The 11830-nt window shown below is 73.2% G+C and carries 9 protein-coding genes; 5 read left to right on the forward strand and 4 right to left on the reverse strand.

The genetic code is table 11. The annotated features are described in order from the left end of the window. Window positions 1–43 precede the first annotated feature (43 nt). Complete coding sequence (locus tag ACFQ79_RS38380; RefSeq protein ID WP_383592461.1) at window positions 44–1552, reverse strand: leucyl aminopeptidase; 1509 nt, start codon at window positions 1550–1552, stop codon at window positions 44–46. A gap of 315 nt (window positions 1553–1867) precedes the next feature. Here ACFQ79_RS38380 and ACFQ79_RS38385 point away from each other — a divergent pair, with 315 nt between their 5' ends. Genes ACFQ79_RS38385 through ACFQ79_RS38400 form a run of 4 tightly spaced genes read left to right on the forward strand, consistent with a single transcriptional unit; the run spans window position 1868 to window position 7684 of the window. Further along, on the forward strand, window positions 1868–3973 hold the full coding sequence (locus ACFQ79_RS38385; RefSeq protein WP_383592463.1) for a hypothetical protein: 2106 nt from the start codon (window positions 1868–1870) through the stop codon (window positions 3971–3973). A 25-nt stretch (window positions 3974–3998) separates the two neighbouring features. Next, entirely contained in the window at window positions 3999–5564 is a 1566-nt protein-coding gene (pelF, locus tag ACFQ79_RS38390) for a GT4 family glycosyltransferase PelF (RefSeq protein WP_383592466.1), read from the forward strand. Then, window positions 5561–7054 carry a hypothetical protein gene (locus tag ACFQ79_RS38395; protein WP_383592469.1) on the forward strand — a complete coding sequence of 498 codons (1494 nt, stop codon included), beginning with the start codon at window positions 5561–5563 and terminating at the stop codon, window positions 7052–7054. Before pelF ends, ACFQ79_RS38395 begins: the two co-directional genes overlap by 4 nt. Window positions 7055–7066: 12 nt before the next feature. Further along, window positions 7067–7684 carry a spherulation-specific family 4 protein gene (locus ACFQ79_RS38400; RefSeq protein ID WP_383592472.1) on the forward strand — a complete coding sequence of 206 codons (618 nt, stop codon included), beginning with the start codon at window positions 7067–7069 and terminating at the stop codon, window positions 7682–7684. Between the two features lie 50 nt (window positions 7685–7734). On the opposite strand, the gene ACFQ79_RS38405 is transcribed toward ACFQ79_RS38400, so the two are convergent. Further along, on the reverse strand, window positions 7735–8499 hold the full coding sequence (locus ACFQ79_RS38405; RefSeq protein WP_383592475.1) for an adenosylcobinamide-GDP ribazoletransferase: 765 nt from the start codon (window positions 8497–8499) through the stop codon (window positions 7735–7737). Between the two features lie 67 nt (window positions 8500–8566). Between ACFQ79_RS38405 and ACFQ79_RS38410 the strand changes: the two genes are divergently transcribed. After that, window positions 8567–9334: a hypothetical protein gene (locus ACFQ79_RS38410; protein ID WP_209494415.1), complete on the forward strand. Its 768-nt coding sequence runs from the start codon at window positions 8567–8569 to the stop codon at window positions 9332–9334. On the opposite strand, the gene ACFQ79_RS38415 is transcribed toward ACFQ79_RS38410, so the two are convergent. Both ACFQ79_RS38415 and ACFQ79_RS38420 read right to left on the reverse strand, forming a co-directional pair. After that, on the reverse strand, window positions 9271–9984 hold the full coding sequence (locus tag ACFQ79_RS38415) for a hypothetical protein (RefSeq protein WP_383592478.1): 714 nt from the start codon (window positions 9982–9984) through the stop codon (window positions 9271–9273). The genes ACFQ79_RS38410 and ACFQ79_RS38415 overlap by 64 nt on opposite strands. Further along, on the reverse strand, window positions 9981–11744 hold the full coding sequence (locus tag ACFQ79_RS38420; protein ID WP_383592481.1) for a phosphatidylglycerol lysyltransferase domain-containing protein: 1764 nt from the start codon (window positions 11742–11744) through the stop codon (window positions 9981–9983). The genes ACFQ79_RS38415 and ACFQ79_RS38420 overlap by 4 nt, the downstream gene beginning before the upstream one ends. Between the last annotated feature and the right edge of the window lie 86 nt (window positions 11745–11830).

Consider the following 11830-nt stretch of genomic DNA (forward strand, 5'->3'; position numbering starts at 1 on the left):
GCCCCGGGCACGCAACCCGGGGCCGTCGCCGTCACACGCCTGCTCAGACCTCGCCGGCCGCCGTCAGCTCGGCCAGTCGCACCAGGGTGCGGACCGAGGATCCGGTGCCGCCCTTGGGGGTGTAGCCGTACGGGGCGCCCTCGTGGAACGCCGGGCCCGCGATGTCCAGGTGGGCCCAGGTGATGCCCTCGCCCACGAACTCCTGGAGGAAGAGACCGGCGACCAGGCCGCCGCCCATCCGCTCACCCATGTTGGCGATGTCGGCGGTGGGGGAGTCCATGCCCTTGCGCAGGTCCGCGGGGAGCGGCATCGGCCAGGACGCCTCGCCGACCTCCTCCGCGATCTCGTGGATCGCGGAGCGGTAGTCGTCGTCGTTGGCCATGATGCCGAAGGTGCGGTTGCCCAGCGCCAGGACCATCGCGCCGGTCAGGGTCGCCACGTCGACGATCGCGTCCGGGTGCTCCTCGGAGGCCCTGGTCAGCGCGTCGGCGAGGACGAGCCGGCCCTCGGCGTCGGTGTTCAGGACCTCGACGGTCTTGCCGCTGTACATGCGCAGCACGTCACCCGGGCGGGTGGCGGAGCCGGACGGCATGTTCTCGGCGAGGGCGAGCCAGCCCGTGACGTTGACCTCGAGGCCGAGCCGGGCCGCGGCGACGACGGTGGAGAACACGGCGGCGGCGCCGCTCATGTCGCACTTCATCGTCTCGTTGTGGCCGGCCGGCTTCAGGGAGATGCCGCCCGAGTCGTAGGTGATGCCCTTGCCGACCAGGGCGAGGGTCTTCTCCGCCTTCGGGTGGGTGTAGCCGATGCGGACCAGGCGCGGCGGGTTCTCGGAGCCGACGCCGACCCCGAGGATGCCGCCGTAGCCGCCCTTGGCGAGCGCCTTCTCGTCGAGGACCTGGACCTTGAGGCCGTGCTCCTTGCCGGCGGCCTGGGCGGCGGCGGCGAAGGCGGCCGGGGTCAGGTCGTTCGGCGGCATGTTGATCAGGTCGCGGGCGCGGTTGATCTCCTCGGCGACGGCCTGGGCGCGCTCGGCGGCGGCCTTGTGGGCCTTGTCGCGCGGCTTGGCGCCGAGCAGGGCGACCTCGCCCAGCGGCTTCTTCGCGTCCTTGCCGGACTCCTGGTACTGGGTGAAGGCGTACGCGCCGAGCAGGGCGCCCTCCGCGATGGCGGCGGCGTCGTCGGCGTCGTCGATCGGCAGCGCGAACGCGGCCTTCTTCGAGCCGGTCAGGGTGCGGGCGGCGACACCGGCGGCCCGGCGGAGGGTCTCCGCGGCGTAGGACGCGCCGTCCTCGGGGGCGGAGCCCAGGCCGACGGCCAGGACGACGGGGGCCTTGAGGCCGGCGGGGGCGGGCAGCTTGGTCGCCTCACCCTCGGCACCCGAGGCACCCAGCGTCTCCAGGACGGCGGCGAGCCGACCGTCGAAGGCCTTGTCGACGGACTCGGCGCCCGGAGCGACGACGAGCGTCTTCCCGGACTTCGCGACGCCGATGACGAGGGCGTCGGCGCGGAGCGTCGCCGCGCCGGCAGTGCTGAGAGTGAGAGCAGTCACGGTGGTGAAATCTCGCTTCCATTGAGTTCTGTGGCGGTCGAGGGATGGGCCGACCGTGCCCGCCGCATCGTATTTCGGCCCGGAGAGCGCCGAGAACGAGCCTACGCTCGCTCGCCCGGTTCGCTCACGGCGGCGTTGATTCACTCATCCGTGGTGTCTCTTTCATGTTTACCGTTCAGGCTCGGAGCGCTCGTTCACACTCGCCTCAGTCACGCAAGGACGACCCGCTCGTCTTCGCATCATCTGCAACATCTCCACAGGTTCGCCGCCCCGGCCCCCGGTGCGCGGGGACCTGCAGAGGGGGGACACCACCTGATGCACTCCGGCCGAATCCGTACGCCCGGAAGCGCGCCCCGCGCCCGTGGCGGCGCCCGCACCGCGCCCCGTACCGCCCGCGTCGCGGCCCTCGCCGCCGCCGCGCTGCTCGCCACCGTCGTCCCGTCCGCGCAGGCCGTCGCGGCTCCCGCGGCCGTCGTGCCCCGGATCGACCTGACCGTCCTGGTCGTGGACGACGGCGGCAGCGCGGTCGGGGCGATCACCGCCGAGCTGAAGGGCTCCGGCGTCGCGTACCGCAGGATCGACCTGAACGACCCGAACCGGCCGGTTCTCGACGCGGCCTTCCTCAGCGACACGCTCGACGGCCGCCCCCGCGCCAAGTACCAGGGCGTCGTCCTGCCCCACGAGACCGCCTTCGGCCCCGACTCCGCCGAGCACACCGCCCTCCAGGCGTACGAACGGACCTTCGGGATCCCGCAGGTCGACGCCTACACCTGGTCGCACCCCGGCGTCGGCCTCGACTACACCAACGAGGGCGGCTGGTCCGGCGTCCTCGACGGGACCACCGCGGGCATCACCGCCGCCGGGAAGGCGGGCCCCTTCCGGTACCTGGCCGGGGCACTCACCTTCGAGGACAACGACCCCGCGATCGCCGAGAGTTACGGCTACGCGGGCCGCCCCCGGGCCGGCTACACCAGCTACGTGGACGTGCCGGTCGACGGCGGCGGCCGGGCCAGCCTCGTCGGCGAGTACACCGCCGACGGCCGTCGCGAACTGGTCGTCACCTTCGCCTACAACCAGTACCAGCGGCAGTTCCGGGCCCTCGCCCGCGGCATCGTCGAATGGCTCACCCAGGGCGTCCACCTCGGCCAGAGCCGCAACTACCTCTCCGTGCACGTCGACGACGTCTTCGCGCCCGACGCCCGCTGGGACACCGGACTCAACTGCACGCCCGGCGACTTCGACTGCGTCGGCGACGACGGCGAGGGGGCCGATCCGATCCGGATGACGGTCGCCGACGCCCAGTACGCCGCCGCCTGGCAGAAGTCCTCCGGCTTCACCCTCGACATGGTCTACAACGGCGGCCAGGGCGAGCAGTGGAAGACCGAGCACGCCGGCTCCGACCCGCTCACCGACCGGCTCGTCGCCGACCGCGCCCAGTACCGGTGGATCAACCACACGTACACCCATCCCTTCCTCGGCTGCGTCCAGGACAACGCCGTCGTCCCCTGGCAGTGCGCCAAGGACGCCAAGGGCAACACCCTCTGGGTCAGCCGCGCCGAGCTGTCCGCCCAGATCCGCGACAACCACAACTGGGCCGTCCGCAAGGGCATCTCCGTCGACCGCTCCGAACTCGTCACCGGCGAGCACTCCGGCCTCAGGACCCTGCCCCAGCAGCCCGTCGACAACCCGAACCTGGCCGGCGCCCTCGCCGACAACGGCGTCAAGTGGACCGGCAGCGACAACTCCCGCGAACCGCAGCAGCGCGCGGTCGGCACCGCGTCCGGCGCCGCGAAGACCGTGCCCCGCCACCCCATGAACGTGTACTACAACGTGGGCACCGCCGCCGAGATGGCCGACGAGTACAACTGGATCTACACCTCCCGTGCCGACGGCGGCAGCGGCATCTGCGAGTCCAACCCGGCCTCCACCTGCCTGCCCGCCCCGCTCCCCACGGCCACCGGCTACGCCGACCACATCGTGCCGCAGGAGGCCCGCACCGCCCTCTCCCACGTTCTCGGCAACGACCCGCGGCCGCACTACGTGCACCAGTCGAACCTCGCCGAGGAGCGCCTGCTCTACCCCGTCCTCGACCGGGTACTCGCCGACTACCGGGGCCTGTTCGCGCCCAGCACGCCCCTGGTGAACCCGGCCCAGCGGGACGTCGGCACCGAGCTGACCCGCCGCGCCGCCTGGGACCAGGCCCTCGCCACCGGAAAGGTCACCGCCTACCGCATCGGCACCGCGGTCACCGTCAAGGCCCCGGCCGGCCTCACCGTGCCCGTCACCGCCCCCGAGGGCACCCGCAAGCGCCTCCTCCTCGGCACCGCCGTCTTCGGCACGCCGTACGCCGGGACCCGCTCCGCCTGGACCACGCCCGAACCGCTCCAGACCAGCGTCACACTCACGCTCCCGACCGCCTGACCAGCACGTTCTGGGGGGAACGCACATGCCGAGCAGTGGCCGTCACGTCACCATGCTCACCGAAGGCACCTACCCGCATGTCCACGGCGGCGTCAGCACCTGGTGCGACCAGCTCGTCCGCGGCATGCCCGAGGTCGACTTCGAGATCCTCGCCCTCACCGGCAGCGGCCGCGAACCCGTCACCTGGGAGCTGCCGTCCAACGTCACCCGGCACACCGCCTACCCCCTCTGGGGACTCCCGCAGGGGCCGACCGCGCCCGGCCTGTTCGCCGCAGCGCGCCGGCCCCTGCGGGGGCGTGAGCGCCGCCGCTTCCTCGACACCTACGAGCGGCTGCTCCTCGCCCTCCTCGACCCGGCGGCGGGCTACGACTTCGGCACCAGCCTGTACGGACTCGCCGAACTCGCCCGGCAGGGCCGACTGACCAACGCCCTGCGCTCCGAGGCCGCCCTGCGCTCCCTGATGTGGATCTGGACCATGCCGCACCTGCCGACGCTCGCGGCCCGGCCCACCGTCCACGACGCGCTCACCGCCACCGACCTGCTCGAACACGCCCTGCGGCCGCTGGCCGCCCGGATATCCGGAGACGGCGTCGCCCACGCCGTCTCCAGCGGCCTCGCCACCCTTCCGGCGCTCGCCGCACAGCACTTCGAAGGGGTGCCCTTCCTGCTCACCGAACACGGCATCTACCTCCGCGAGCGCTATCTCGGCTACCGCACCGAGGCACAACGCTGGCCCGTCAAGGCCCTCATGCTCGGCTTCTACCGCGAGCTCAACACCCTCGGCTACCGCAAGGCCGACCTCATCACCCCCTGCAACCAGTACAACCGGCGCTGGGAGGAGCGCGGCGGCGCCCCCGCCGAGCGCATCCGCACGGTCTACAACGGCGTCGACCCGGCCCTCTTCCCCGAGGCCGGTCCCGAACCCGAGACCCCCACGCTCAGCTGGTGCGGCCGCGTCGACCCCATCAAGGACCTCGAAACCCTGATCAGGGCGTACGCCATCTGCCGGGCCGAACTGCCCGCGCTGCGCCTCCGGTTGTTCGGTCCGGTCCCCGCCGGGAACGAGGACTACCTCACCCGCCTGGAGAAGCTGGCCGCCGAACTCGGCGTCACCGACGGGATCACCTTCGAGGGCCGGATCTCCGACGTGCCCAGCGCCTACGCGGCCGGCAGCGTGGTGATGCTCTCCTCCATCAGCGAGGGCTTCCCCTTCTCCCTCATCGAGGCCATGTCCTGCGGCCGCGCCACCGTCTCCACCGACGTCGGCGGGGTACGGGAGGCCGTCGGCGACACCGGGATCGTCGTCCCGCCCCGCGAACCGGCCGTCATGGCCGCCGCCGTCACCGCACTCCTCCGCGACGGGGCCCGCCGCGCCGAACTCGGCAGGCTCGCGCGGCAGCGGGTGGTGGACCGCTTCACGCTGCACCGCTCGGTGGACGGATTCCGCCAGATCTACCGCGAACTGGCGGGCGACCGGGTCCTCCCCGCGCCGCGCCCGGTCCCGGCGTTCACCCCCTCGCCCCTCCGTCTGAGCATCCCCGCCCCGCGCCGTGCCTCCACGGCCCTCGTACCAGGAGGCACCCCGGCATGAGCGGCTCGCTCTGGCTCAAGCCCCCGAGCACGGAAACCCCCCTGCCCGCGATCCCGCGGCCCCGCCGCGAGGGACACGCGGGGCGCGCCACGCCCCCGCCGGCCGACGCCTCCGCGGCCCCCGGCGCCCGCCCGGCGGGGCCGACCGCCCCCGCCGGCGGCGAACTCGCCGCCGATCCGCTCGACGAGCTCGCCGAACGGCTCGGGGGGCTCGTCGCCGTCGCAGTGCACCCCGACGAGATCGCCGCCGTCCTCGAGTCCGACGGCATGACCGACGACCACATCCGGCTCACCTACGGCCGCGCCGACTCCTTCGAGCTCGCCGAGGACCTCTACGCGCGCGTGGAGCGACGCCACCCCGCCCCGGAGGCGCCGCCCGGAGGCGCCTGGCACACCGGGCTCGCGGGCTGCCTCCTGCGCGGGCTCGTCTTCGCCCTGCCCGGACTCGCGTACGTCCTCGCCGCACCCCTGCTCGCAGGGGAGCAGGGCCGGTTCGGGCTCCCTGGCGGAACGGTTCCGCTGCTCGCCGGCGCCGTCACCGGCTGGGTCTGGAACCAGAGCCTCGCCCACCGCGCGTACACCTGGCTGGGCCTCGGCGACCGGCCCGCCGCCGCCCGCGCCCTGCTCCTCGGGGCCCCGGCGGGCGCCCTCGCCGGTGCGGTCGTCGCCCTCGCGGCGGCCGCTCCCGGCGAGACCCCGGCGGCCCTGTTCGCCGCCGGGCAGTCGGTCTACCTGGCCGCCGCGACCGTGCTCCTCGTCCTCGGCCGCGAACGGGCCCTGCTCTGCGCCCTGGCACCGCTCGCCGGAGCCGTCCCCGCCTTCCGCTGGGACCTGCCCGACCTCCTGCGCGCCGGCCTCCTGCTCACCGCGCTCACGGCGAGCGTCGTCTTCGCCGGGCTCGTCCTCCGGCCGGGCGCCCGGCGGGGCGCGGCGGGACGCGGCGGACCCCCGCGCGCGACCTCCGTCCCGTACGGCCTCTTCGGCCTCGGCAGCGGTCTGCTCGTGCTCCACGCGGGCATCGGCGACACCCTGGTGAGCGGTGCGGGCGCCGTCATCGCGCTGACCCTCTCCATGGGGCCCGCCGAGTGGCTGCTGCACCGCTTCCGCGGGGAGAGCCTGACCCGGCTGCGGACCGTGGCCACCGCGCGCGAGTTCCGCCGCGCGGTCACCGGCATCCTCGTGCTCTGTCTCGGCGGCTACCTCGGCGTGCTCGTCACGCTCACCATCACCGTGACGCTGGCCTGGCCCGGGGCGCCCTGGCCGACGCAGCCGCGGCTCGTCACCCTGCTCCTGATCGGGACCGTGCTCTGGCTGGGGCTGCTGCTCCAGGCCTTCGGGGCGGTGCTCAGCGCGGCCGCCGTCTGTCTGCTCGCGGCGGCGGCGCAGACGCTGGAACCCGCGGCGGGCCCGGTGGCGGCCGGGGGAGCGGCGGCCGTGCTCGCCGTCCTCACCTGTGTCCTGCTGGTCCGCCCGACCACCCACCGCGTCTAGGGGACCCGGCCCGTGAATCGTTTCCTCCTGGTGCCGTTCTACGAGCACCCGGCCGACCGGCCCGAGGCCTGGTCGGCCCTCGTCGACGTGGCGCCGTCCCTGTACGGCGTCGTCGTCAACCCCGCGAGCGGCGCGGGCGAGGCCCCCGACGCGGCGTTCGCGGAGGCCGCCGACCGGCTACGGGCGGCCGGGGTGCGGATCCTCGGCTACGTGGACACCGCCTACGGGCGCCGCCCGCAGGCCGAGGTCCTCACCGACCTGGTCCGCCACCGCGACTGGTACGGCACCGACGGCGCCTTCCTCGACCAGGTGTCCACCGCGCCCGCCGCCCTCGCCCACTACCGCCGGGTCGCGGTCGCGGCCCGGTCCGCCGGGGCGGCGACCCTGGTGTTCAACCACGGCGCCCATCCGGACCCGGGCTACGAGGAGTTCGCCGACCTCCTCGTCACCTTCGAGGGCCCCTGGGACACGTACCGGACCCTCGACCTGCCGGTCGCCCCCCACTACTGCCACCTCGTGTACGCGGCTCCGCCCGGCGTCCGCCCGGTCACCCCGGTGCACTGCGCCGTCCCCGGCACGGGCGCGCACCCGTGGGGCACCCTCCCGTACCTCCCGGAGCCCGCCCGCTGAGCCGGCCGGGGCGGGAGCGGGCACGGCACGATCACCCCAGGGCGGCCCGATCACCCCAGGGCGAGTGCCACCAGGGCCGTGGTCGCCGCCGTCTCCTCCACCGCCCCGAACACGTCCCCCGTCACACCGCCGAACCGCCGTACGCACCGGCGCAGGAGCGCCGCCGCCGCGCCCAGGGCCGCACCCGCCGCCAGGACGTTGCGGAGCGCGTCGTACGGGGAGAACAGCAGACCGGAAGCGGCGCAGAGGACCAGGACGACCGCCGTCGAGAGGGTCGCGGACCGGACCGGGACGGTCGCGGCGACGATCGCGCCGAGGCCCTCGGGGCGGGCCGCGGGGACGCCGTGGCGGGAGGCGTGGGTGAGGGCGAGGCGGGCGACGGTCGCGGCGAGGGCGGCGCCGACCGCCCCGTGCGCCCAGCTCTCCCCGTACAGCTCGAAGAGCGCGGCGACCTGGGCGAGCAGCACGAGGAGCAGCACGATGACGCCGAACGGGCCGACGTCCGACTGCTTCATGATGCGCAGCGCGTCCTCGGCGGGCTTGGCGCTGCCGAGGCCGTCGGCGGTGTCGGCGAGGCCGTCGAGGTGGAGACCCCGGGTGAGGACGGCGGGCACGGCGGTGGAGACGACGGCGGCGAGCAGCGGGCCCGAGTCGAGCGCGAGGAACGCGCCGCCGAGCCCGGCCGCGAAGAGTCCCACGACCAGACCGGCCACCGGGGCGCAGAGCATGCCGGCGCGCGCCGCGTCCCGGTCCCAGCGGGTGATGCGGGCGGGGAACACCGTGAGGGTGCCGAAGGCGAAACGCAGGCCGTCCATCCGGGCAGGGTAATCGCCGCCTCCGGACGGTAGATTGCGCATACCGCGCAAATCGGAACGGGGTGGCATGGGTCACTGGTTCTCCCGCAACATCGTCGAGCCGGGCAAGCTCCCGATGCTCCTCGCGCTGACCTCGTTCATCGTGACGTTCCTGGTCACGAGGACCATCGTCCGTCTCATCCGGGCGGGGAAGGGGCCGTTCGGGAACGTCTCCTCCGGCGGGCTCCACATCCATCACGTCGTACCCGGCGTGGTCCTCACCGTCATCGGCGGTTTCGGTGCGGTGGGCAGCGACCGGCACGGTTTCGGCGCCGCCCTCTTCGCGGTGGTCTTCGGGATCGGCGCGGGGCTCGTCCTGGACGAGTTCGCGCTGATCCTCCATCTCGACGACGTGTACTGGTCGGACGAGGGCCGCAAGAGCGTCGAGGTGGTCGTCCTCACCGCCGCCCTGGTCGGGCTCACCCTGAGCGGCTTCTCACCCCTGGGTGTCGACGACATGACCGCCGACGAACGCCAGGACCGGCTCACCTTCATCCTGACCCTCGCGCTGAACTTCCTCCTCATCCTGATCACCCTGGTGAAGGGGAAGTTCCGGATGGCGGTGATCGGCACCCTGATCCCGTTCGTGGCGATCGTCGGCGCCGTCCGGCTCGCCCGGCCCGGCTCCTGGTGGGCCCGCCGGTTCTACGGGCGCCGGCACCGGGCCCGGGCCCGCTCCCGGATCCGTACGTACCGCCACGACAAGCGCTGGACCAGGATCCGGCGCCGGGCTCAGGACTTGATCGGCGGCTTCCAGGAGCGGGTCCCCGGGCGGGGCGGCTCCACGCCCTCCTGACCGCGCTCGCGCCAGGCCTGGATCCCCATCAGGACGAGGACGCCGGCGATGGCCGCCAGATGCTCCTTGCCCGCCAGGTTCGGCTTGATGACCACCTCGACGACCATCGCCACGACCACGAGCGTGCCCGTCCACCGGGCCCCGTACCGCCAGCAGACGTAGACGGCGAGGCCCACCACGGCCGCCGACGGCCCGGTGTCGTGAACCTGCGCGTCGGTGGCGGGCAGCCCGAACGGGTTGTCCGGGCCGAGCGCGATGCCCACCCGCGCGTACAGCGTTCCGCAGAGGGTCGCCAGATAGGCGACGGCGAGGGTGCGCCACCGGCCCAGGCAGATCTCGGCGATCCCGAAGACCAGCAGCACCTGGGCGAGGGCGCCCCACACGGGCAGGTCGAGCGCCGGCACGAACAGCGAGAGCGGGGTCCGGAGCAGCGCCAGCCAGAACGGGTCCTCGGCCCGTACGGAGCCGATGTTCTGGACCGGCTGATAGCCCCAGTCCTGGTTCTGCACCACCTGGAAGAGCGCGGTGAGGCAGACGGCGGCGAGCGTCATCGGGACCGCACGCCACCTCCTCGTGACGAGCGCCGTCCTCACGGTGAAGAACAGCGGGCCCCACTCGCGGCGGGCGAACTCCCGGAGCGCGCGGGTCAACGGCCGCTCTCCAGATGCCGGCGGTGCATCCACTTCGGCAGCCCGGGGGCCTCCAGGAACCCCTCCGCGCGACCGGCCGCGAGGCCGATGCGCAGCAGGTCCGCACTCTTCTCGAAGAGCATGAATCGGGGCTCCCAGATCGGTCGGTACTTGGCGTTGGCGCGGTACAGCGACTCGATCTGCCACCAGCGGGAGAAGAAGCTGAGCAGTGAACGCCACATGCGCAGCACGGGTCCCGCCCCGAGCTTCGAGCCACGTTCGAAGACGGACCGGAACATCGCGAAGTTCAGCGAGACCTGAGTGATCCCGATCTCCTTGGCCCGCTGGAGGAGTTCGATGACCATGAACTCCATCAGGCCGTTCTCCGACTCGCGGTCCCGGCGCATCAGGTCGAGCGAGAGCCCCTTCGGCCCCCAGGGCACGAAGGACAGCACCGCCCGCAGCTCACCCTCCCCGTCAGTGCACTCCAGCATCACGCACCGGCCGTCCCGCGGGTCGCCGAGCCGGCCGAGCGCCATCGAGAAGCCGCGCTCGGTGGCCCCGTCCCGCCAGTCGTCGGCCTTCCGCAGCAGCTCGGCCATCTCCTCGGCCGGGATGTCCTCGTGACGCCGGATCCGGACCTCGTACCCGGCCCGCTTGACCCGGTTGAAGGCCTGCCGGACCGTCCGCATGGCCCGACCGTCCAGGGTGAACTCGTCGGTCTCCACGATCGCCTCGTCGCCCAGCTCCAGGGCGTCCAGACCGTGCCGGGCGTAGATGACCCCGGCCTCCTCGCTCGCGCCCATCACCGCCGGGATCCAGCCGTGCTCGCGCGCCTCGGCCAGCCACGGCTCGATCGCCCCGGGCCAGGCCTCGGGGTCGCCGATCGGGTCGCCCGAGGCCAGCGAGACCCCGCCGACCACCCGGTAGGTGACGGCGGCCTTCTCGCTCGGCGACCAGACGACGCTCTTCTCGCGGCGCAGCGCGAAGTAGCCGAGCGAGTCGCGGTCCCCCTGCTTGTCGAGGAGGGTCCGCAGCCGCTCCTCGTCCTCCTCGGTCAGCGGATCGGTGGCCCGGCGGGAGCGGAAGGCGGCGAAGAGCACCGCGAACAGCAGCAGCGTGGACAGGACGTTGATGGTGACGTCGACCCAGCCGGGCGTGGTGATCCCGGCGAACCGCGAGTCGTCCGAGGCCAGGGTGATCAGCCGCATCACGCCGTACCGCCAGCGCTCCAGGAAGGTGGAGGAGGCGGTGGAGGTGTTGGTGACGGTGACCAGGACGGCCGCGAGCAGCGAGGTGACGAGCAGTCCGCCGACCGCGACGACCGCGGCGAGCCACGGGTTGGATCGGTCGCCCTTCGCGTAGAACTCCTTGCGGCCCAGCAGCAGCGCGAGCACGAACGCGGCGGTCAGGACCAGCGAGATCCAGTTCTGGGCGTGCTGCCGGATCTCGGGGAAGAACATCACCAGCGCGAAGAGCAGCAGGAAGAGCCCGCCGAGCACCATGTTGAGGATCCACGCGGCCCGCTTGCGCCGCCGCATGGTGATCGCCAGGAAGAGGGTGAAGACCCCCGAGGCGAAGCCCGCCGTGAGCATGTACGGGGTGAAGTAGTTGTCCTCGTTGTGGCGGCGCAGGTCCTGCCCGAAGGAGACCCAGACGGCACTCAGGAAATTGATGAACGTGACGACGCGCAGGTACCAGACGGCGAACGCGGCGCTGCGCCGTGAACGGGCGGTCGTGCCCCGGGGTGCGGCTTCGGCAGACAAGCGGACTTCTCCCATGAAAAGCGATCATATGGGGCAGTGCTTGCCGTACGGAGACGCCGGAGACGGCCACGCGCGCGTGGCGCGTGACCGTCCCCGGCGTC

Source organism: Streptomyces sp. NPDC056480 (assembly GCF_042795405.1).
Lineage (GTDB): Bacteria > Actinomycetota > Actinomycetes > Streptomycetales > Streptomycetaceae > Streptomyces.

What these genes read in the sequence shown, in the direction of transcription:
- ACFQ79_RS38385 (WP_383592463.1), top strand. Translation starts at nt 1,868, where the DNA reads ATGCACTCCGGCCGAATCCGTACGCCCGGAAGCGCGCCCCGCGCCCGT.
- pelF (WP_383592466.1), top strand. Translation starts at nt 3,999, where the DNA reads ATGCCGAGCAGTGGCCGTCACGTCACCATGCTCACCGAAGGCACCTAC.
- ACFQ79_RS38395 (WP_383592469.1), top strand. Translation starts at nt 5,561, where the DNA reads ATGAGCGGCTCGCTCTGGCTCAAGCCCCCGAGCACGGAAACCCCCCTG.
- ACFQ79_RS38405 (WP_383592475.1), bottom strand. Translation starts at nt 8,499, where the DNA reads ATGGACGGCCTGCGTTTCGCCTTCGGCACCCTCACGGTGTTCCCCGCC.
- ACFQ79_RS38410 (WP_209494415.1), top strand. Translation starts at nt 8,567, where the DNA reads ATGGGTCACTGGTTCTCCCGCAACATCGTCGAGCCGGGCAAGCTCCCG.
- ACFQ79_RS38420 (WP_383592481.1), bottom strand. Translation starts at nt 11,744, where the DNA reads ATGGGAGAAGTCCGCTTGTCTGCCGAAGCCGCACCCCGGGGCACGACC.